Origin of the sequence: Allokutzneria oryzae, from assembly GCF_042429765.1 — a bacterium.
GTDB classification, from domain to species: domain Bacteria; phylum Actinomycetota; class Actinomycetes; order Mycobacteriales; family Pseudonocardiaceae; genus Allokutzneria; species Allokutzneria oryzae.
On the sequence record NZ_JBHLZU010000021.1, the window covers coordinates 79,224 to 98,734 of the forward strand.

General features: G+C 70.4%; 18 protein-coding genes. 10 read left to right on the forward strand and 8 right to left on the reverse strand.

The features are described from left to right. Window positions 1–48 precede the first annotated feature (48 nt). Complete coding sequence (locus ACFFQA_RS26710; RefSeq protein WP_377857890.1) at window positions 49–726, forward strand: endonuclease V; 678 nt, start codon at window positions 49–51, stop codon at window positions 724–726. Here ACFFQA_RS26710 and ACFFQA_RS26715 read toward each other — a convergent pair. Beyond that, the gene (locus ACFFQA_RS26715; protein WP_377857893.1) at window positions 711–1,892 is read right to left on the reverse strand and encodes an NAD(P)/FAD-dependent oxidoreductase; all 1,182 of its coding nucleotides are present in this window, start codon (window positions 1,890–1,892) and stop codon (window positions 711–713) included. The two genes, ACFFQA_RS26710 and ACFFQA_RS26715, sit on opposite strands and share 16 nt — an antisense overlap. Before the next feature lie 69 nt (window positions 1,893–1,961). Next, the gene (locus ACFFQA_RS26720) at window positions 1,962–2,276 is read right to left on the reverse strand and encodes a WhiB family transcriptional regulator (RefSeq protein WP_377857896.1); all 315 of its coding nucleotides are present in this window, start codon (window positions 2,274–2,276) and stop codon (window positions 1,962–1,964) included. Between the two features lie 127 nt (window positions 2,277–2,403). Between ACFFQA_RS26720 and ACFFQA_RS26725 the strand changes: the two genes are divergently transcribed. Then, window positions 2,404–3,708, forward strand: a complete 1,305-nt coding sequence (locus tag ACFFQA_RS26725; RefSeq protein WP_377857899.1) for an NAD(P)/FAD-dependent oxidoreductase — start codon at window positions 2,404–2,406, stop codon at window positions 3,706–3,708. Here the strand turns inward: ACFFQA_RS26725 and ACFFQA_RS26730 are convergent. Further along, the gene (locus ACFFQA_RS26730) at window positions 3,686–4,180 is read right to left on the reverse strand and encodes a hypothetical protein (protein ID WP_377857902.1); all 495 of its coding nucleotides are present in this window, start codon (window positions 4,178–4,180) and stop codon (window positions 3,686–3,688) included. The two genes, ACFFQA_RS26725 and ACFFQA_RS26730, sit on opposite strands and share 23 nt — an antisense overlap. A gap of 139 nt (window positions 4,181–4,319) precedes the next feature. Between ACFFQA_RS26730 and ACFFQA_RS26735 the strand changes: the two genes are divergently transcribed. The 3 genes from ACFFQA_RS26735 to ACFFQA_RS26745 all read left to right on the forward strand — a co-directional run bounded on the left by ACFFQA_RS26735 (window position 4,320) and on the right by ACFFQA_RS26745 (window position 9,014). Beyond that, window positions 4,320–8,198, forward strand: coding sequence for a SpoIIE family protein phosphatase (locus ACFFQA_RS26735; RefSeq protein ID WP_377857905.1), 3,879 nt, complete (start codon window positions 4,320–4,322; stop codon window positions 8,196–8,198). Continuing rightward, complete coding sequence (locus ACFFQA_RS26740; protein WP_377857907.1) at window positions 8,195–8,482, forward strand: STAS domain-containing protein; 288 nt, start codon at window positions 8,195–8,197, stop codon at window positions 8,480–8,482. The genes ACFFQA_RS26735 and ACFFQA_RS26740 overlap by 4 nt, the downstream gene beginning before the upstream one ends. Window positions 8,483–8,585: 103 nt before the next feature. Next, window positions 8,586–9,014 (forward strand): hypothetical protein, encoded by a 429-nt coding sequence (locus ACFFQA_RS26745; protein WP_377857910.1) that lies wholly within the window; start codon window positions 8,586–8,588, stop codon window positions 9,012–9,014. Window positions 9,015–9,465: 451 nt separating this feature from the next. On the opposite strand, the gene ACFFQA_RS26750 is transcribed toward ACFFQA_RS26745, so the two are convergent. Next, entirely contained in the window at window positions 9,466–9,921 is a 456-nt protein-coding gene (locus ACFFQA_RS26750; RefSeq protein WP_377857913.1) for a MarR family winged helix-turn-helix transcriptional regulator, read from the reverse strand. Window positions 9,922–10,084: 163 nt separating this feature from the next. Between ACFFQA_RS26750 and ACFFQA_RS26755 the strand changes: the two genes are divergently transcribed. Then, window positions 10,085–10,654 (forward strand): NADPH-dependent FMN reductase, encoded by a 570-nt coding sequence (locus ACFFQA_RS26755; protein ID WP_377857916.1) that lies wholly within the window; start codon window positions 10,085–10,087, stop codon window positions 10,652–10,654. A 190-nt stretch (window positions 10,655–10,844) separates the two neighbouring features. Here ACFFQA_RS26755 and ACFFQA_RS26760 read toward each other — a convergent pair whose 3' ends face one another. Together ACFFQA_RS26760 and ACFFQA_RS26765 are read right to left on the reverse strand one after the other, a co-directional pair. Then, on the reverse strand, window positions 10,845–11,840 hold the full coding sequence (locus ACFFQA_RS26760; RefSeq protein ID WP_377857919.1) for an agmatine deiminase family protein: 996 nt from the start codon (window positions 11,838–11,840) through the stop codon (window positions 10,845–10,847). Between the two features lie 795 nt (window positions 11,841–12,635). Beyond that, window positions 12,636–13,031 carry a low affinity iron permease family protein gene (locus ACFFQA_RS26765; RefSeq protein WP_377857922.1) on the reverse strand — a complete coding sequence of 132 codons (396 nt, stop codon included), beginning with the start codon at window positions 13,029–13,031 and terminating at the stop codon, window positions 12,636–12,638. Between the two features lie 78 nt (window positions 13,032–13,109). Here ACFFQA_RS26765 and ACFFQA_RS26770 point away from each other — a divergent pair, with 78 nt between their 5' ends. Further along, on the forward strand, window positions 13,110–13,547 hold the full coding sequence (locus ACFFQA_RS26770; protein ID WP_377857925.1) for a DUF4383 domain-containing protein: 438 nt from the start codon (window positions 13,110–13,112) through the stop codon (window positions 13,545–13,547). Continuing rightward, a complete protein-coding gene (locus ACFFQA_RS26775) occupies window positions 13,534–14,988 on the forward strand; it encodes an aminotransferase class I/II-fold pyridoxal phosphate-dependent enzyme (protein WP_377857928.1) in 1,455 nt (484 codons plus the stop codon). The genes ACFFQA_RS26770 and ACFFQA_RS26775 overlap by 14 nt, the downstream gene beginning before the upstream one ends. A gap of 78 nt (window positions 14,989–15,066) precedes the next feature. On the opposite strand, the gene ACFFQA_RS26780 is transcribed toward ACFFQA_RS26775, so the two are convergent. After that, on the reverse strand, window positions 15,067–15,537 hold the full coding sequence (locus tag ACFFQA_RS26780; protein WP_377857931.1) for an SRPBCC family protein: 471 nt from the start codon (window positions 15,535–15,537) through the stop codon (window positions 15,067–15,069). Beyond that, complete coding sequence (locus ACFFQA_RS26785; protein WP_377857934.1) at window positions 15,534–16,001, reverse strand: SRPBCC family protein; 468 nt, start codon at window positions 15,999–16,001, stop codon at window positions 15,534–15,536. The genes ACFFQA_RS26780 and ACFFQA_RS26785 overlap by 4 nt, the downstream gene beginning before the upstream one ends. 103 nt (window positions 16,002–16,104) lie before the next feature. Between ACFFQA_RS26785 and ACFFQA_RS26790 the strand changes: the two genes are divergently transcribed. Together ACFFQA_RS26790 and ACFFQA_RS26795 are read left to right on the forward strand one after the other, a co-directional pair. Then, on the forward strand, window positions 16,105–18,411 hold the full coding sequence (locus tag ACFFQA_RS26790) for a phosphoketolase family protein (RefSeq protein WP_377857937.1): 2,307 nt from the start codon (window positions 16,105–16,107) through the stop codon (window positions 18,409–18,411). Further along, window positions 18,408–19,508 carry an acetate/propionate family kinase gene (locus ACFFQA_RS26795; RefSeq protein WP_377857940.1) on the forward strand — a complete coding sequence of 367 codons (1,101 nt, stop codon included), beginning with the start codon at window positions 18,408–18,410 and terminating at the stop codon, window positions 19,506–19,508. Before ACFFQA_RS26790 ends, ACFFQA_RS26795 begins: the two co-directional genes overlap by 4 nt. Window positions 19,509–19,511 lie beyond the last annotated feature (3 nt).

The following is a 19,511-nucleotide window of genomic DNA, read 5'->3' on the forward strand; positions in this document are numbered from 1 at the left end:
ATCCTCATCTCTTTCGGCGCGCCGAGCCTAACCAGCGATACTCACCGGATGCGCACAGACCGGTGGCCGAGCACCGAGGCCGAGGCGATCGAGGTCCAGCAGCGGCTGCGGCACCGGGTCGAGCTGACCGGGCCGGACGTGAGCGCCGCGCGCACCGTCGCGGGCCTGGACGTGGACTACAACGGCGACCGGATCGTCGCGGCCGTGGTCGTGCTGGACGCGGAGACGCTCGATGTGGTCGAGACCTCGGTGGCCGACGGCGACACAGCTTTTCCTTACGTACCAGGGTTGTTCGCGTTCCGGGAGATCCCGACGCTGATCGCGGCGCTTGACGGGCTTGACGCGACCCCGGAGGCACTGGTCTGCGACGGCCAGGGACTGGCGCACCCACGCCGCTTCGGGCTCGCCTGCCACCTGGGGCTGCTCACCGGGCTGCCGACGATCGGCGTGGCGAAGACACCGCTGGGCCGCTACGACATGCCCGCGGCACAACGGGGTTCGCGTTCTCCCCTGGTCGACGACGGCGACGAGGTCGGTGCCGCGCTGCGCACCCGGGACGGGGTGAAGCCGGTCTTCGTCTCCGTCGGGCACCGGACCGATCTGGACAGCGCCTGCGCCCTCACGCTCCGGCTGACTCCCTCCTACCGCCTGCCGGAGACCACCCGGCTCGCCGACCAGCTGTGTCGCGGGGAGTCCGCCAGCCTGTCGGATCAGTGGGTGAGGTAGATGCCCCGGTAGTGCGGCAGCGACGCCCGGGTGACGCGGTCGGCCGACCAGCCCGCGAAGCGGGCGGGCGCCAGGCGGGCGGGGTCGACGAGGCCGGTGGAGACGCCGACGAGCTGTTCGGCGAGCAGCTTGCCGACCCCACCCGCGTGCGTCACCCAGCTCGCCTCCGCCAGCCACAGGCCGCGCACCTCCGGCGCCGGTCCCACCAGCGGCAGCTCGTCCGGCGTCAACGCGAACACGCCGTTGATCCGCTTCTCCACCTCCGCCGTCCGCAGCGCGGGCACCAGCTTGCGCGCCTTGGCAAGCGCGGGCTCGAACGTCTTGTCCCGGAACGCCCTGCCCGCGGTGGCTCCCATGGCAGCGGGGAGCGGTTCGTGGTCGTAGCTGCCGAAGCCGTAGCGCGTGCCGTGCGTGCGGCAGTACACCGCGTGCTCCGGGTAGCGCACGATCGGCATCGTGATCGCCTCGCCGGTGAGGTCCTCGCTCGGCGCGGTGAAGGCGTACGGGTGCTCCACCGGCACCATCGGCACCCGCGCTCCGACGGTCGCGGCCAGCGTCGGCCCCCAGATCCCCGCCGCGAGCACCACCGTGTCGGCGCGCACGACCCCGGAGTCCAGCCGCACACCGATCACGCGGCCGTTGTGCTCCTCCAGCTGCCGAACGGGACTGTTCCACCGGAACAGCACGCCCCGCGCGCGGGCCGAGCCGATCAGCGCGGCCGTGACCGCGACCGGGTCCACCGCGCCGTCCTCGGGCACGAACAGCGCCCCCGTCGCCGACTCCTCGACCAGCCCGGGAGCCAGCTCCGCCGCCGAGGACGGGTCGAGCACCCTCGGGGTCAGCCCCAGCTCGGTGCCGTCGCGGACGTCGTCCGCGAAGCTCGCCAGGCGCTCCTCGGACGTGGCCACCTCCAGGCAGCCGACGCGGTGGAACAGGCCGGGCAGCCGCGCGTAGAGCTCGACGCTGGCCATCGCCAGCCGCGCCAGGTCCCGGTCCGCGCTGAGCTGGCCGACCAGGCCGGGGGCCAGGCCGGTCGAACCCGGCAGGGTGCCCTCGGACCGGGCGTCGATCACCAGGACCTCGCCGACCCCCTGCTCCGCGAGGTGGTGCGCCACACTGGCCCCGACCACTCCGGCGCCCACCACGACAACCCGCCGACCAGCCACAAGTCCTCCAGATGTGACACTCAATCCCAAAAACTGAAGCCAGGTGTCACATCGTAGGGCACGGTGTGCTCACGCGGCGTGCCGCCGCCCCTTGGTCCGGTTCCGGCCCTTGCGGGCCAGCACCTCGGCGCGGCGCTCGTCCTCATCCTGCCCACCCCACACGCCGTACGGTTCCTCGACCGCCAGCGCGTGCTCCCGGCACCGGGTGAGCACGGGGCAGCGCGCGCACACCTTCTTGGCCTCGTCGTCGCGATGCCGCCGCGCCAGGCCACGCTCGTTGTCCGGGTGGAAGAACACCGCGCTCTCCCTCCCCCGGCAGGCTCCGAACCGCTGCCAGTCCCACTCCTCCACCACCGGCGCGGGCAGCCTGCTGGTCTCCGCCATCTCCGCTCTCCTCCCTCATCGCCGACGACAGTCGGTTTACCCGTCGCGGCAGTCCGCAATCCCCGCGCGCGAGTCGTCCACAGTGGACAGACGAATAGCCGGGCGGCGCAGGGGTATCCGCAGTGGCATGACAGCTGCCGCACACCGGGTCGTGATCGTGGGAGCGGGCTTCGGCGGGCTCGCGGCCGCACGGGCGCTCAAGGGCGCCGACGTCGCGGTCACCGTGGTCGACCGGATGAACCACCACCTCTTCCAGCCGCTGCTGTACCAGGTCGCCACCGCGCTGCTGCCGCCAGGCGACATCGCGCCCGCCGTCCGCGACGTGCTGCGCGACCAGCACAACGCCACGGTGCTGCTGGGCGAGGCGGTCGGCTTTGACGTCGAGGCGCGTGCGGTGGAGGTCGTCCTCTCCGACGGGTCACACCGGTCGCTGGGCTACGACACGCTGCTGGTCGCCGCGGGCGCGACCGACAGCTACTTCGGCCACGACGAGTGGCGCGCGGTCGCCCGGCCGATGAAGACCCTCCGCGACGCCGTCGAGCTCCGCTCCCGGCTGCTGGCGGCCTTCGAGAACGCCGCGGCCGCCGAGGACCCCGTCGAGCGCGACCGCTGGCTGACCATCGCGATCGTCGGCGCGGGCCCCACCGGCGTCGAGCTCGCCGGGCAGGTCGCCGCCATGGCGCGCCGCACGCTGCGCAGGCAGTTCCGCGGACTGCTCGACCCGACCCGGGTGCGCGTGGTGCTGCTCGACGCGGTGGACAGCGTGCTGCCGCCGTTCCCGGCGAAGCTGCGCGCGCGCACCAAGCGCACGCTGGAGAAGCTGGGCGTCGAGGTCCGGCTCGGCGAGAAGGTCTCGGGCGTCGACGCCGACGGCGTGGAGCTCGACCCCGGCGGCCGGCGGCTGCCCGCGCGCACGGTGGTCTGGTCGGCCGGGGTGAAGGCGTCACCGCTCGGCGAGGAGCTGGCCAAGGCCACCGGCGCGGAGACCGACCGCAAGGGCCGCGTCCTGGTCGCACCGGACTGCTCGGTTCCCGGCCGCCCCGAGGTCTTCGCGATCGGCGACATGATCAGCCTCGGCTCCATCCCCGGCGTCGCCGCCCCGGCCATCCAGGAGGGGCGGTACGTGGCCCGGGTGATCACCGCGCGGCTGGCCGGGACCCGGCCGCCGGGGCCGTTCCGCTACCACGACCGCGGCACGATGGCGACGGTCTCCCCCGGTGACGCCGTCGCGGACGTGCGCGGGCTCAGGCTGAGCGGGCTCATCGGCAAGCTGGCCTGGGCGCTGGTGCACCTGACGTACCTCATCGGCTGGCGCAACCGGATCGCGGTGGTCGCGGAGTGGACGTGGATGATGGCCACCGGGCGGCGCTCCCAGCGGATCATCCTGGAACCCGCGAGCGAGCAGCGGATCACGGGAACCCACCCGGGATGAGCCACGGCGGGACCGACACGGCGTGCTCCTCGCACACGTCCATCAGCTGCGCCGTCCACAGCACGGTGTGCGCGAGCACGTGCTTGCCGGTGACCGGGTCGTCCTCCCGGAACGCCAGGCTCATCTGCTCCTCCGCCGCGGCCGGGTCGCCGTACGCGTGCGCGAGCACGGTCCGCAGCACCGCGCGCAACGGCGGTGCCACCTCGTCGATGGACACCTGCTCGCCGTCGGCGGAGAGCACCTCGACGAACCCGGTGTCCAGGCTCATGTCGTCGGTGGTCTCGGCGAGCCCGCACAGCATGTCCGCGTCCGCCATCGCGAGCATGCCGGTCGCCGCGCGCACCCAGTCGCTTCCCTGCTCCACCACCACGTCGAGCTTGGCGGAAGTGCCCTCGACGGCACCCCGGCGCAGCAGGCCGACCGCACTCACCACCACCGGCAGCGGGCCGGGGTCCTCCGGTTGAAGCACCATTTCGCCTCCTTCGCCTCCGCGTTTGGGCTACCCCTGCCGCTGAGCCCGAATCGTGCGGTTGGCCGCCCCGTGATCGGGGTATCGCAAGCGCGTGCACAGCGGTCACGGCTCCGGTCCCCACCTGGCCTCTCTCGGGGAGATGGGGCAGCTGATCGCGTCCCGCGACTGGGCGGACACCCCGCTCGGGCCGATGCCGGACTGGCCGCCGGAGCTGGTCGCGGCGATCAACACCTGCCTGCCGTCGCGGGTGCCGATGCTGCTGTGGTGGGGTCCCGAGCTGATCCAGATCTACAACGACGCCTACGTCTCCGCCTTGGGCGACAAGCACCCCAGGGCCCTGGGTGAGCGGGCCGCCGACTGCTGGGCCGAGGCGTGGGCGCAGCTCGGGCCGCTCGCGGACGCCGTGCTCGCGGGCCGGGGCGCGACGTACTCCGACAACCAGCCCCTGCTGGTCAACCGGTACGGCTACGCGGAGGAGACGTACTGGACCTTCTCCTACAGCCCCGTGCTGGACACCCGCGGCGAGGTGCTGGGCATCTTCGTCGCCACCACCGACACCACCCTGCAGGTCATCGGCGACCGGCGGATGCGCGCGCTGCGCGCGCTGGCCGAGTCGCGCGTCGCCGCCGATGTGCCGACCGCGTGCCGGGCCGTCGAGCGGGTGCTCGCCAGGTTCACCGCCGACATCCCGTACTCGCGCATCCACCTGACCCTCGAAGAGGAAGCGGAGAACGTGGCGGCCACCTCCCGGCGGGCGGAGTGGGCCGACGACGTGATCGTGCTTCCGCTGGTGGTCAGCGGAAGGCAGGCGCCCATCGGCGCGCTGGTGCTCGCGGTCAGCAGGCACCGCGCGCTGGACGAGGACTACCGGCTGTTCCTGGAGCTGGTGGCGGGCCAGGTCAGCCTGGTGCTCACCGACGTGCTCGCCTACCAGGCCGAACGACGGCGGGCCGAGACCCTCGCCGAGCTCAGCCGCGCGAAGAGCGAGCTGTTCAGCTACGTCAGCCACGAGTTCCGCACCCCGCTGACGCTGATCGCGGGACCGGCGGAGGACGCGATCAGCGACACCGACGAGCCGCTGCCGCCGTCGCAGCTGGAGCGGATGCGCGTCATCCGGCGCAACGCGGCCCGGCTGGGGCGGCTGGTCGACGACATGCTCGACTTCGCCAGGATCGAGGCGGGCCACCTGCGGCCCGACGCCGCCGAGACCGACCTCGCCGCGCTCACCAGGGAGATCGCCGAGTCCTTCGCCCCAGCGGTGGCCAGGGCGGGCCTGGGCTTCACCGTCGAGGCTCCCCCGTTGCCGGGACCGGTCAGGGTCGACGCGGGCATGTGGGAGAAGGTGGTGCTCAACCTGCTGTCAAACGCGGTCAAGTACACCCTCTCCGGCCAGGTCCAGCTGTGCCTGCGGGCCTCGGGCGACCACGCGCTGCTGATCGTCTCCGACACCGGCATCGGCATCCCCGAGGACCAGATTCCCCTGCTGTTCCAACGGTTTCACCGGGTGCACGGCAGCAGGGGCCGCTCGCACGAGGGCACCGGGATCGGGCTGGCGCTGGTGGACGAGCTGGTGCGGCTGCACGGTGGCACGGTCGCGGTCACCTCCGAGGAGGGTGTCGGCACCTCGTTCAGCGTGCTGGTCCCCCTGTCCGAGTCGGACGCGGTGGCGGTCCGGCAGGAGCGGACCGCGATCGCGCCGGTCTACGTGGAGGAGGCGGTGCGGTGGAGTTCCGCCGACCCCCCGCCGAGCCGCCGGCGTCCCGAGCCGGACGCGGCGCTGGTGCTGGTGGTGGAGGACAACGCGGACATGCGGGCCTTCCTCCTCCGGCTGCTGGAGCCGAGGTGGCGGGTGCTGGCCGCGGCCGACGGCGCCAGCGGCCTCGCGCTGGCCCGGGAGCACCGGCCGGACCTGGTGCTCAGTGACGTGATGATGCCCGAGCTGGACGGGCTGGAGCTGTTGCGGGAGCTGCGTGCGGACCCGGCGACGGCCTCGATCCCGGTGATCTTCCTGTCCGCGCGGTCCGGGGAGGTCGACACCGTCGAAGGGCTGGACGCGGGCGCGGACGACTACCTGCCCAAGCCGTTCTCCACCCAGGAGCTGCTCGCGCGCGTCCGCGCCAACCTGGAGCTCGCGCGGCTGCGCAACGGTGAGTCGCGGTTCCGGCGCGCCCTGGTGGACTCGTTGCAGGAGGGGTTCCTCGTCGGCGACACCCGGGGCACGGTCATCGAGATCAACTCGGCGTTCACCGAGATCACCGGCTACCCGGTGAGCGTGCTGCCGTGCTCGTGGCCGTTCCCGTGGCTGTTCGACCCGCGGGAGCGGCCGGACGACTACCGCGCGCAGGAGGCCGCGTTCCACCGGTTCCTCAGCGAGGGCGGCGGACAGTTCCGCATTCCGTTCCGGCACCGCGAGGGACACCGGATCTGGGTCGAGATCAACGCGACGACCGTTCCCGGCCGCGACGGCGAAAGGCTGTTCGTCGGCACGATCCGCGACATCACCGCCGAGAAGCTGGCGGCCGAGCGCGACGGCACCGTGACCGAGTTCGCCGCCGCACTCGCCGCCGCGACCGATGTCACCGAGGTGCTCGACGCCGGGATCTCCGCGCTGCGCAAGGCTTTGCACACCTCGGAGGCGGTCGCGGTCGTCTGGCCGGCAGAGGGGCTGACCGCGCTCGTCGTCGGCGTGGACTCCCTGGAGGAGCTGCGCCCGGCCGCGCGGGAGGCGCTGGCGACCGCACGGGCGCGCCCGGTGGCCACGGTGCTGGTCACCGCGGGCGAGACCCCGGGGATCGCGGCACCGCTGGGCGACAACGAAGCCGCGGTCTGGCTCGGGCTCGCCCCCGGCCGGCTGCTGTCGCAGGAGGAGCAGGCGCTGTTCGGGCTGCTGTCCAGCCACCTCGCGCAGGCACTGCACCGCGCGCGGGACTACGAGCGCGCCCGCGGTGTCGCGCTGACCCTCCAGCACGCGATCCTGGGACCGACGGACCTGCCGCCGGGCTTCGCGGTGCGCTACGAGCCCGCGGTGCAGCCGCTGGAGGTCGGCGGCGACTGGTACGACGTGGTCCGCCTGCCGGACGGCCGGATCGGCGTTGTCGTCGGCGACTGCGTCGGGCGGGGCATCGAGGCCGCCGCGGTCATGGGCCAGCTGCGCAGCTCCGCGCGGGCGTTGCTGTTGCGCGCCAACGGTCCCGCGCAGGCGTTGGAGGACATGGACACCTTCGCGGAGCAGATCCCCGGCGCGATGTGCACCACGGTGTTCTGCGCGGTCGTCGACCCGGCCGACGGCACCCTCCGCTACAGCAACGCGGGCCATCCGCCGCCGATCCTGGCCCACCCCGACCGCACCCGCGAGCTGCTCACCGACCGTTCCCTGCCGCTGGCGGTTGCCGCGGGGCGGTCGCGGCCGGAGACCAAGACCCAGCTGCGGCCCGGCTCGACGCTGCTGCTCTACACCGACGGCCTGATCGAGCGCAGGGACGTGCCGGTGCTGGACGGGATCGGCGCGGCGGAGCGGGTGGTGCTCGACTCGGCGGCGCTGCGGCCCGGTGAGCTGGCCGACCGGCTGCTCGCCGAGCTCGTGCCCCCGGTCGGTCACGACGACGACATCGCGGTGCTGGTGTACCGGCACCCGCCGGAGCCGCTGCTGCTGGACCTGCCTGCCAGGGCCGACCAGCTCGCGGTGATGCGCGGCAGGCTGCGCGCGTGGCTGGCCACCGCCGACGTGCCCGCCAGCGTCGCCGAGGCCGTCGTGGTCGCGGTGTGCGAGGCGTGCACCAACGCGATGGAGCACGGGTACGGCGGCGACTCCGACAAGCGGGTGCGGGCCAGCGCCCGGCTCGACGGCGGGCACATCGCCATCGTCGTCAGCGACCAGGGCCGGTGGCGCACACCGGATCCCTCGCCAGGTGAACGAGGACGCGGGGTCCGGATGATGCGCGCGCTGATGGACACCGTCGTGATCGACAGCAGCGACAGCGGGACCACGGTTCGCATGCGAAGGAGGCGTTCGGCGTGACAGCGAAGTTCACCGTCCTGCGCGAAGGCGCCCCGACGGTGGTCGTGGTCGGTGAGGTCGACTTCGCCAACGCGACGGAGCTCGGCGCCGCCCTCGCCGAGGTCGGTGACCGCGTCGTCGTCGAGCTGAGCCAGACGAGTTACCTGGACAGCGCGGGGCTGCGGGTGCTCTTCGCCCACGCGCGCCGTTCGGCGCTCGAACTCGTGCTGCGGCGAGGTGGGCCGGTGGAGCAGGTAGTTGAGCTGTCCGGCCTCACCGAGCTCGCCGCCGTTCGGTACAGCTGACGTTCGGTGATGGAGCCGCGACACATTTGAGGCCTTTCTCCGACATCCTTCCCGTGGTGACGGAGGACCCGAGTCGGGAGACTCCGCCGCAGAGGGAGGCACTATGACGATCTCGTCCGATCGCACCGGTTCCGCTCCGACGGCTCCTTACCTGGACACGTTGGTCGCGGCGGTCTACTCGACGCTGCGCACCCTGGAATCCCCTTCCGCCCCAGCCACCCCGGATGTGGCCGGATTACGCGAGAGGCTGCGCTTCGGACTGACCTGGTGGCACTCGATGCTCGACGTCCACCAACCCGTGGAGCACCCCAGCCGCGGCTACGTGTGCCCGAGCTGCCGGACCTCGGTGCTGCGCCGCCCGGTCCGCTGGCCGTGCGCGGTGTGGGACCGGACAGCGGTGCACCTGGCGACGATGACCGTGCTCGAATCCCGTCTCGGCTCCTCCCAGAAGCCCTTGGAAGCCAACGGAAAACGCGTCTCCGTGCCGCTCAGCCAGTACCGCTACCTCCCCCGCCACCTGCTCGCGGGCTGACCGGCGCCCACACGTCCGCGGACTGGGCAGCGCCCCACACGTCCGCGGACTGGGCAGCACCTCGCCCAGCCCGCCGACTGGCGGCACCCCACACGTCCGCGAGCTCAGCGGCGCCCCGCACGTCCGCGGACTGACCCGACGCCGTTCCGCGCTGGGGCGCGCGCCCATGGGCCGGCGCGGCCAGGGTTTCGCGTTTTGTCACCTTCTTGCGCGAAAGAGCGCTCCCATTTCGCATCAAGGCTACAAAACGCGAAACGACGGGCACGCGGGGCGGCCCCTGGATGCCGCAGTGAGCGGCGCGCGAGGTGGCGTCGCTCCTTATCGGACACGGGCTGGGCGGCACCTCGAACCGCGTTGTGCGCCCAGGGCGTGAAAGGCGAGCGCTCTCAACCCACGCCATGAGATCCGGCAGGGGCACCTTGCCACGCCTCATCACCTCAACAGCGGCGGTTCAGTCCTCGCCCAGGTTCTCGACCACGGCCTCGGTCACCTCGGCCAGCACGGCGAGCTGCTCGGGCGTGAGGAGGTCGATGAAGGAGCGTCGGACGAAGGCGACGTGCGCGGGCGCCGCCTCGACGATCACGCGGACCCCCTCCTCGCTGAGCGCGACGAAGGCGCCGCGACCGTCGGTCTCGCAGTCCTCGCGAACGATCAGCCCGCGCCCGCGCATCCGGGTCAGCTGGTGGGACAGCCGACTGCGCGACCACAGCAGGTGGTCGGCGAGCTCGTTGAGCCGCAACCGGTTCCCGGCTTCGGACAGGGTGGACAGGACGTCGTAGTCGGCCTCGGACAGGCCGGAGCTCGCCGCGAGGGCGCGCGCGTTGTGCAGGTCCAGCAGTGCCCGCATCCGCCGGTACCCGTACCAGGCCCGGGACTCGTCCGCCGTCAGCCAGCGAGGGGATTCCATTCCCCGATGCTACGCGGGGAGCGCCCCACTGTCTTCGCCCCCAAGGGTAGGTGACACATCACCCCGCCAGCACCCCTGCAGCACCTGGGTAGTTGACATGTCATCCACCGGCGACCTAGCGTGTGTGACACATCAACTACCTTTGCCGAACAAGGGGTTTGCCATGCCGAAGCTGAACGTGATCGTCGCGAGCAACCGTCCTGGCCGGTCGGGCCGGACCGTCGCCGACTGGTTCGTCCCGATCGCGGAGCAGCACGGCGGCTTCGAGGTCGTGCTGGCCGACCTCGCCGAGATCGGGCTGCCGTTCCTCGACGAGCCCGAACACCCGGCGAGCGGGCGCTACACGCACCAGCACACCAAGGACTGGAGCGCGCTCAACGCCGCCGCGGACGCGTTCGTGTTCGTCATGCCCGAGTACAACTTCGGCTTCACCGCGCCGTTGAAGAACGCGATCGACTACCTCTACCAGGAGTGGCGCTACAAGCCCGTCGGCTTCGTCAGCTACGGCATGACCTCGGGTGGCCTGCGCGCGGTCCAGATGATCAAGCAGGTGGTGACGACGCTGAAGATGACCCCGGCGACCGAGGCGGTCACGGTGTTCCTCCGGCAGCACCTCGCCGAGGACGGCACGGTGCGCGCCGATCCCGCCCTGGCCGAGTCGGCCGTCGCGATGCTCGACGAACTCGGCAGGCTCTCCTCGGCACTGGCGCCACTGCGCTCCGCCGACAGCTGATACGAGCGGGAAGAGGTGTCGCCTAGTGCGCGCGGGCTGGCTGACGTGGTCGGTGTTCTCGCGTTTTGTCACCTTCTTGCGCAAAAGAGCGCTCCCAAATCGCATTAAGCCTACAAAACGCGAAAAGAGGGGCACAGGGGTGAGGGCGTCAGGGGGTGGTGAGGTGGTGTCACCGCGTGCAGGACATGACCTAGGGCGCGTGCTGGGTGGTGCAGTGCAGCCCGCCGCCTCCTGCGGCGATGGCGTCCAGGCGCAGGGGCACGACATCCCGGTTGGGGTGGTGGTCACGCAGAACGCCGAGTGCGCGGTCGTCGGCGCGGGGATCGCCGAAGGTGTGGACGAACACGGCGGTTGTGGTGGGGTAGTAGGTGAGGTAGCTGGTGGTCACCTCGGGTCCGCCGATGGTGTTCACGAGAGGGTCGGCCTCGGGAATCTCGATGACGTCCAGGTGCTGGCCGCGAGCATCCGCGGCCACCCGAAGTGCACTGCGGGCCTGCCGGTACACCGGCCACCAGACCGCCGACTTGCCCGGTGCGGGCCGAGACAACGCCACGACACGGGGGGCGAGGAATCGGGCCACCATATCGATGTGGCAGTCGGTGGTCTCCTGTCCCCGAACGCCCCGTAGCCAGATCACCTTGTGCGCCCCGAACAGCCCGCGCAGTGCCCGCTCGATCTCATCCCGGCACAGCCGGGGGTTGCGACTGGTCAACGAACTCTCGGTGGCCATCAACGTGCCCTGACCGTTGGAGTCGACGCAGCCGCCCTCCATGACCAGAGGCGCGCTGACACGCCGAATGCCCGCGCGGTGCAACAGGATGCGGGCCAGGTGCGTGTCGTTGGCATGCGGCTGCTGCTTTTCACCCCAGCCGTTGAAATGGCCATCGACCCCGTACGGGCCAAGGGGGTGTTCGACGACCATCGGCACGGTGTCGCCAGCCCAGATGTCGTCGACGGGAATCGGCAGGATCCGCACCGCACGGCCCACCGACCGCCGGGCCGCCCTCACCTGGCACGGGCGGACCAGCAACGTCACCGGCTCGTACTCGGCGATGGTCCGCGCCAACAGTGTGATGTCCTCGCGGACCCGGGGCAGGGTCTCCCCCCACAGCGAGGCCAACGCGGGCCAGGCCATCATCGTGCCCCGCGTCGGCCCTTCCCAGTCCGCCGGCAGGCGGCCGCCCACGGGGGGACCGACAACCGCAGATCCTCGTCGTAGCGGCACGGCGGGATCAGCGACCGCGACCGTCGATCGCAACGACGACACCGCCGCCGCCCAACAGAGGACGGAGAGCGCCTGGCGACGCGACATCCACCACGACATGAGCACCACCCAGGCGATCTTGTCAGTGACGCGAGAGATGCCGGCTGTCACGACCAGTGAGGCCGCGACGGTCAGCGCAGTGACACGATGTGGTCAGCCGTAGGGCGAGCGGCCGCTACGACAGCGTGGAAGTTCGGCCTGACTCCCCGTGGCACCGCACTTACCACGCCTCGTGAGGCCACGGCCCTGCCATTCACCGCCGAGCGGTTCGAGATCCTCGATTCTCACCAGTGTACGCAAAGAGGTCGACGGGCTCGTGAAGATGAACCAACGAAGGCGGCTGGTTTGACGACGCCGTGGCGTCTGGGGAGTGCAGTCGGACCTCGGTGATACAGCCGCCTTCGACGACGATCGTCTGCAAGATCGGAAGTCGAGTTCCCGGCCTGTGGTGTGGGCCCGCGCACCACAAGACACGACAAGACCGGATCGGGCACCCGCTCCTTGGACGGCGCTTTCCAGAGCGCCGGTCAGGTAGTGGGCACAGCAGTCTTCAGACCTCGTGACCGCTGTGGCCTTTACTCCGCAACAAGTCAAACATCTCGGCCGCGAAACGCTCCGGCCCTCCGAATGCGCTCAACCTGTTCAAGACGCACGCCATGGCCAATGGCGCGAATACCGCGCAACAGAAGCAAGTTCACCCAACTCGACGAAGCGCCACTAGGAGCTCTCGCGACGTTCGAGCCCGACGGCATCGCGCAGCTCCTTCTCTGCCTGCCTCAGCTCTCCGTGGTCCTCACCGAGCCGGCGCATCAGCTCAGAGAGCCCTTCGGCGAGCGCGTTCAGCTTGTGCTGCACGGCTTCGTCGGACCGTGTCTGGGTGTTCTGCAACAACGCAACGAGGAGGAACGTGACGATCGTGGTGACGGTGTTGATCACGAGCTGCCAGGTGTCTGCGGTGTCGAAGAGGAAGTACGACGGCGCCCACACCACCACGAGCACAACGCACATCGCGAAGAACCACGCCCGCGAGACGAACTCGTTCGCGTGTGTGGCGAACCGGTCGAAGACGGAGGGCTTCTTCGTGACCTGGCTCGGCATCATCACGTCGCTCATACCCGGGGAGTGCCCATCGACCGCCCCCGTCAACCTCGTGCCGCGTTTGCACCGGCCGTGCCAGGGTAGCCGAACCCCATGGCGCGACTCGTTCCCGTTCAAATCGTCGCGGCATGGACCGGTGCCGTCTTCCTGGCACTGGGCATCCTCGGCTTCATCCCGGGAGCGACGACCGACTACGAGTTACTGAGGATCGCGGGCCACCACTCCGGCGCGTTGCTTTTCGGCGTGTTCGCGGTGTCCGTGCTGCACAACATCGTGCATCTGCTCTTCGGCGTCGGCGGTCTCACGTTCGGCCGCGACCCGGCGGCGGCACGGCTGTACCTGCTGGGCGGTGGCACCGCCTACCTCGCGCTGTGGCTCTACGGCCTGGTGATCGACAAGGCGAGCACGGCGAACGTCGTGCCCTTCAACAGCGCGGACGACTGGCTGCACTTCGGGATCGGCTCGGTGATGGTCCTGCTGGGCCTGGTGACCGCGCGGTTCCGAACGGAGCAACGACATGGATCACTCTGAGACACCGGTACTCGACGCGCTGCGCGCCTACCGGGAAAGCGACCACCTCTCGTTCCTGCCACCGGGGCACAAGCAGGGCAGGGGCGTCGACCCCCGCGTACTGGACGTGATGGGCGCCGACGTCTTCGCCTCCGACGTGATCCTGATGAACGGCCTCGACGACAGGGCGATGACCCACGGAGTCCTGAGCCGCGCCGAGGAGCTGATGGCCGACGCCGTAGACGCGGAAAGGGCCTACTTCTCCACCTGCGGCAGCTCGTTGTCGGTCAAGACGTGCATCATCACCGTGGCGGGTCCCGGCGAGAAGCTTCTGGTGTCCCGCAACGCCCACAAGTCGGTGGTGGCCGGGCTGATCATCAGCGGCGTCCGCCCGGTGTGGGTGCACCCGCGCTGGGACCCCGGCTGGGAGCTCGCCCACCCGCCGTCACCGGAGTCGGTGGACGCCGCCTTCGCGGGCGAACCGGACGCGCGCGGCATGTTGCTGATCACGCCGACGGACTACGGAGCCTGCGCGGCGATCAGCCGGACGGCGGACATCTGCCACTCCCACGACCGCCCCCTCATCGTGGACGAGGCATGGGGCGCGCACCTGCCGTTCCATCCCGATCTGCCCTCGTGGGCCATGGACGCGGGCGCTGACCTCTGCGTGACGAGCGTGCACAAGATGGGCGCGGGCCTGGAGCAGGGCTCGGTCTACCACCTCCAAGGCGCACGCGTGGACCACCGGGTCCTCGAAGCCAGGGCCGACCTGCTCGACACCACCAGCCCCTCGGCGCTGGTCTTCGCGGGCCTGGACGGCTGGCGCCGCCAGATGGCCGAACACGGGCACGCCTTGCTGGACAAGGCGATCTCCCTGGCGAAGTCGGCCCGCGAGCGCCTCGCGGAGCTGCCGGGAACCCGGGTGCCGGACTTCACCGGTCCGGGCGCGGCGGACGACCAGGACCCGCTGAAGATCGTGGTCGACGTCGCGGAGCTCGGCGTCTCCGGATACGCCGTCAACGAATGGCTGCGCGAGCACGAGCGCGTCGCCGTCGGCCTGTCGGACCACCGCCGCTTCGCGGCCCAGATCACGGTGGCCGACGATGAGTCCACAGTGGACCGACTGGTGGCGGCGGTCGGCGCGGCGGTGAAGCACTCCGGCGACCTGCCGAGGGCGCCGAGGATCGAGCTGCCCGACCCTGGCGAGCTGGAGCTCGACCAGGCGATGCTGCCCAGGGACGCCTTCTTCGGCCCGGCGGAGCACATCCGCGCCGAAGACGCGGTCGGCCGCATCGCGGCGGAGACGATCAGCCCCTACCCACCCGGCGTGCCCGCGGTCCTGCCCGGCGAGGTGATCACGCGGCCAGTGCTGGACTACCTCCGCAGCGGCCGGTCGGCGGGCATGTACATCCCGGACTCGGCGGACCCCGACCTCACCACCATCCGCGTCCACACACGGTGATCCCGTTCCGCACGTGGAGGAGGCCCGCATCGGGGGATGCGGGCCTCTCCTCATCGCTACCGCCGGTGGCGGTCGTCCTCACAGCGCGACCGGTTGGCGTCCGCCGCAAGGGTCCTTCAACCAGGCTTCGCCGTGGTCGATGCGCAGTCCCCTGAGCGAGACCATGCGGTCGGCGAATCGTTCCAAGTCGCCTTGGAACCTCAGGGCCAGGTCCTTCGGAGTGCCGAGCTCACTGTCAGGTTCCGCCCAGACCCGCCACGTGATCCGGGTCCTGCCGTTCGGCAGCGGACGCCACAGCAGCACCACCTCGTACCGAGGTCCGTCCACAACGGACATCGAGATCCCGCGTTCGCGCGGGATCACCCGCACTGTGAGCTCGCGGTGTTCGCCGTTGGGCAGCTCCACGTCCCAGCGGGTCAGCTCGCCCCCGTCCCGGTACACCCCTCGCACGCCCCGCATGAACTCCGGGTAGGAGTCCACGCGGTGCCAGTGCGACTGGACGATGCCGACCGGGACGGGAACCTCCGCGCGCCCGCGGACCTCGGTCACAGCCGTGAGTCCCCTGGCTTGACCTCACCCCGCCAAGCACCCGTCTCCGTGCCGCGCCGCTCGATGAACTCCTTGAAACGACCGAGGTCGCCCTTGACCCGGCCGCGCACGATCCCGAGCTTGTCACCGACGTTCTCCACCACGCCTTCAGGTTCGTACTCGATGCGCAGCGAGACCTTGGTGTGCGTGGCGTCCTCCGGCGCGAAGGACACCGTGCCACGGTGTTTCGGCCCGGAGAGCACACTCCACGACACTCGCTCGTCCGGCACCTGGTGCAGGATCTCCGCGTCGAACTCGCGGTCGACACCGGCGATCGAGGCGTGCCAGTGGGTCAGGGTGTTCGAGCGCTGCTCGACGCGTTCGACACCCTCCATGAACTGCGGGAAGGACTCGAACTGCGTCCACTGGTCGTAGACGGTGCGCACCGGCGCGTGGACCTCGACCTGTTCCTCGATCACGCTCATGATCGCTCCTCACTCTCGGAGTCGTCGTCATGTAAGGCGGTACCCGTGGTGCCGCGGGGAAAACACACCGAGTGACCTGACTCTCGGCGGGTAACCAAGGTGTGTGCCGACTCCCAACACCGAGACGACGCGGCGTTATCGCAGGGCGTGCGACTACCTCTCCGCGGCCATGATCTACTTGCGGGACAACGTCTTACTGCGCGAACAGCTGCGCGAGGAACACCTCAAGCCGAGACCGCTCGGCCACTGGGGGACCTGCCCGGGCATCAACTTCGTCTACAGTGGACTCAACGGCCTTGTGCGGCGGAGACGCCAGCGAACTTTGCTGGTGACGGGGCCGGGCCACGGCGCTCCCGCGATCCACGCCAACCTGTGGCTTGAGGGCACGCACACCGAGCTCGACCCCACGATGAGCCTCACGGACCTCATCCGGGGCTTCTCCTGGCCGGGCGGCTTTCCGAGCCACCTCTCCCCCGAGGTTCCCGGGGTGATCCACGAAGGTGGCGAGCTGGGCTATGCCCTCGCCACCGCCTTCGGCGCGGCCTTTGACGATCCGGACCTCCTGGTCGCCTGCATCGTCGGGGACGGGGAGGCGGAGACCGGCCCGACGGCGGGGTCGTGGCATGCGAACAAGTTCCTCGACCCCGTCACCTGCGGCGCAGTGCTCCCGGTGCTTCACCTCAACGGAGCCAAGATCTCCTCACCCACCGTCTACGCGTCCATGTCCGACGAGGAGCTGGTCGCCTACTTCCACGGCGCGGGCTGGTCGCCGTACGTGGTCGACGTGGCGGACACCGCCGATCCAGACGCCCTGCTCGCGGAGACATTCGACCTGGCGCACAGCGAGATCTCCGCGATCCAGCGGCGCTGGCGTTGCGGTGAGGGCGAAGGCAGGCCGATCTGGCCGATGGTCCTGTTGCGCAGCCCCAAGGGCTGGGGCCTTCCCACCGAGTACGGCGGAGGCACCTTCCACGCGCACCAGGTTCCCCTGGACGCCGACCAGCTCACCGAACTCGAAGCCTGGTTGCGGTCGTACCGGCCCGAGGAGCTGTTCCACGAGGACGGCCGTCCGCACGATGACCTCCGCGAAGTCCTGCCGGCCGAGGAGCTCCGACTCGGACGGGTGCCACAGGCCAACGGCGGACAGCTGCGACAGGACCTGCCGTTGCCGGAGCTGGAGAAGTTCGCCGTGGAGGTCCCGGAACCCGGTCGCGCCACGGCGAGCGCGACGGGAACCACCGGTGAATGGCTCGCGGAGCTGATGCGTGCGACCGAACAACGGCGGGACTTCCGCGTCATGTGTCCCGACGAACTGGAGTCCAACAAGCTCGACGCGATCCTTGAGGCGACCGGCCGCGCGTTCTCGTGGCCGCTCACGGAGTACTCCGAGCACATGTCCCGTGACGGCCGCGTTCTCGAAGTGCTGTCGGAACACCTGTGCCAGGGCTGGTTGCAGGGCTACCTGCTCACCGGGCGGCACGGGCTGTTCCCGTGCTACGAGGCATTCGCGTCCATTGTGGACGGCATGGTCAACCAGTACGCCAAGTTCCTCAAGATGGCAGGTGAGGTGCCGTGGCGCGAGCCGGTCGCGAGCCTGAACTACCTGTTGTCCAGTGAGGGCTGGCGGCAGGAGCACAACGGCTACAGCCACCAGGGCCCGGGTTTCCTCAACAACCTGCTGACGAAGAAGTCCTCGGTGAGCCGGATCTACCTGCCGCCGGACGCGAACTCGTTGCTGGTGACGATGCGGCACTGCCTGGCTTCGACCGACCGGATCAACCTCGTGGTCGCGGGGAAGAACCCCGGACCCCAGTGGCTGGACCTGGCCGAGGCGCAGCGGCACTGTCGCGCGGGCGTGGGAACGTGGGAGTGGGCGGGCACCGAGACCGACTCCGACGCTGACGTGGTGCTCGCCTGCGCCGGAGGCATCCCCACGGTGGAAACGGTGGCGGCGGCGTGGTTGCTGCGTCGGCACGCGCCCGGACTCCGCGTACGCGTGGTCAACGTGGTCGACCTGCTCACACTGTCCACTCCGGACGGACATCCGCACGGCATGGACTCGGAGGAGTTCGCCGAATGCTTCGGTACCGACGTCCCTGTGGTCTTCGCCTTTCACGGCTACCCCTCCGCGGTGCACGAGGTACTGCACGGACGGCCGGAGCCGAGTCGGTTCCACGTGCACGGATACTTGGAGGAGGGGACTACGACAACGCCTTTCGACCTGCTCGTCAGCAACAGGATGAGCCGTTACGACCTCGCGGCTGACGCGGTGCGGCGCACGCCCGGCTGGTCCTCGCGGGGCGGAGGGATCGTCCAGGAGCTCATCGGGAAACGCGACGAGCTCAGGGACTACGCCTACCGCGAGGGCAAGGACTCCGAGGAGATCACCGACTGGGAGTGGTCGGCATGAGCGCCGTGCTCACCATCAACCCCGGCTCGTCCAGCCTCCAGGCGCACGTGATCGACGCGCACTCCGAGCGCGTGATCGACTTCATGCACGTCGAACAGCCCCCTGGGTCAGAAGACGCGGTCCGCGAGCTGGAAGAGCTGTTGTCCCACAGGCTCGACCTCCGTGCCGTGGGACATCGGATCGTGCACGGCGGCCCGGAAGTGACCTCTCCGACGCTGGCCACCGACGAGGTGATCTCCACGGTGCGGAAGACAGCTTCACTCGCGCCGCTCCATGTTCCCGCGAGCCTGGCACTGCTCGACAAGCTGCGTTCGCGGATGCCGGACCTTCCGCACGTGCTGTGCCCGGACACGGCGTTCCACAGTGGACTCCCCGAGGTCGCGGCGACCTACGCCCTGCCGAAGCGGTGGCGGGAGCGCTTCGGCCTGCGCCGCTACGGCTTCCACGGCCTCTCCTACAGCTGGGCGGCCGGCAGGGCTTCGGAGCTGGTGAGCAAGCCGGTCGAGTCGCTGAGCGTGCTGCTCGCCCACCTAGGCGGCGGCAGCTCGGTGTGCGCCTTCCGCGACGGCCGCAGCGTGGACACGTCGATGGGCTTCACGCCCCTGGAAGGCTTGCCGATGTCCAAGCGCAGCGGCGATGTCGATCCGGGGATGCTGCTGTGGTTGTTGGAGGAGAACAGGCTCAGCCTCAAGGAACTCGCGGAGGGTTTGCACACCGGCTCCGGGCTTCTCGGGCTCGGGCACTCCCCTGACACCCGCGACCTGGTCAGAGCCGCGGGTGACGGCGATGTGGATGCGGACCTCGCGCTCCGCGTCTTCGCGCACCGCGCGAGCCGGGCACTCGCCGCCGTGGCAACGAGCCTGGACCGCGTGGACGCGTTGGTGTTCACCGGTGAGATCGGGTGGGACCAGCCGGAGCTCCGTGAGGCCATCGCCGACCGCCTCGGTCTGCTCGGCATCGTCGGCGGACTGTCCGGCAACCGCGAGGACGACGGTCCGGTCAGCTCCCCTGGCGCGACTGTTCCGGTGCTCGTGATCAAGACCCGCGAGGAGATGCAGATCTGCCGCGACACGATCGCGGCGGTTGAGGCGGGGTGAACG

What these genes read in the sequence shown, in the direction of transcription:
- ACFFQA_RS26710 (WP_377857890.1), top strand. Translation starts at nt 49, where the DNA reads ATGCGCACAGACCGGTGGCCGAGCACCGAGGCCGAGGCGATCGAGGTC.
- ACFFQA_RS26720 (WP_377857896.1), bottom strand. Translation starts at nt 2,276, where the DNA reads ATGGCGGAGACCAGCAGGCTGCCCGCGCCGGTGGTGGAGGAGTGGGAC.
- ACFFQA_RS26725 (WP_377857899.1), top strand. Translation starts at nt 2,404, where the DNA reads ATGACAGCTGCCGCACACCGGGTCGTGATCGTGGGAGCGGGCTTCGGC.
- ACFFQA_RS26730 (WP_377857902.1), bottom strand. Translation starts at nt 4,180, where the DNA reads ATGGTGCTTCAACCGGAGGACCCCGGCCCGCTGCCGGTGGTGGTGAGT.
- ACFFQA_RS26735 (WP_377857905.1), top strand. Translation starts at nt 4,320, where the DNA reads ATGGGGCAGCTGATCGCGTCCCGCGACTGGGCGGACACCCCGCTCGGG.
- ACFFQA_RS26745 (WP_377857910.1), top strand. Translation starts at nt 8,586, where the DNA reads ATGACGATCTCGTCCGATCGCACCGGTTCCGCTCCGACGGCTCCTTAC.
- ACFFQA_RS26750 (WP_377857913.1), bottom strand. Translation starts at nt 9,921, where the DNA reads ATGGAATCCCCTCGCTGGCTGACGGCGGACGAGTCCCGGGCCTGGTAC.
- ACFFQA_RS26755 (WP_377857916.1), top strand. Translation starts at nt 10,085, where the DNA reads ATGCCGAAGCTGAACGTGATCGTCGCGAGCAACCGTCCTGGCCGGTCG.
- ACFFQA_RS26765 (WP_377857922.1), bottom strand. Translation starts at nt 13,031, where the DNA reads ATGAGCGACGTGATGATGCCGAGCCAGGTCACGAAGAAGCCCTCCGTC.
- ACFFQA_RS26770 (WP_377857925.1), top strand. Translation starts at nt 13,110, where the DNA reads ATGGCGCGACTCGTTCCCGTTCAAATCGTCGCGGCATGGACCGGTGCC.
- ACFFQA_RS26775 (WP_377857928.1), top strand. Translation starts at nt 13,534, where the DNA reads ATGGATCACTCTGAGACACCGGTACTCGACGCGCTGCGCGCCTACCGG.
- ACFFQA_RS26785 (WP_377857934.1), bottom strand. Translation starts at nt 16,001, where the DNA reads ATGAGCGTGATCGAGGAACAGGTCGAGGTCCACGCGCCGGTGCGCACC.
- ACFFQA_RS26795 (WP_377857940.1), top strand. Translation starts at nt 18,408, where the DNA reads ATGAGCGCCGTGCTCACCATCAACCCCGGCTCGTCCAGCCTCCAGGCG.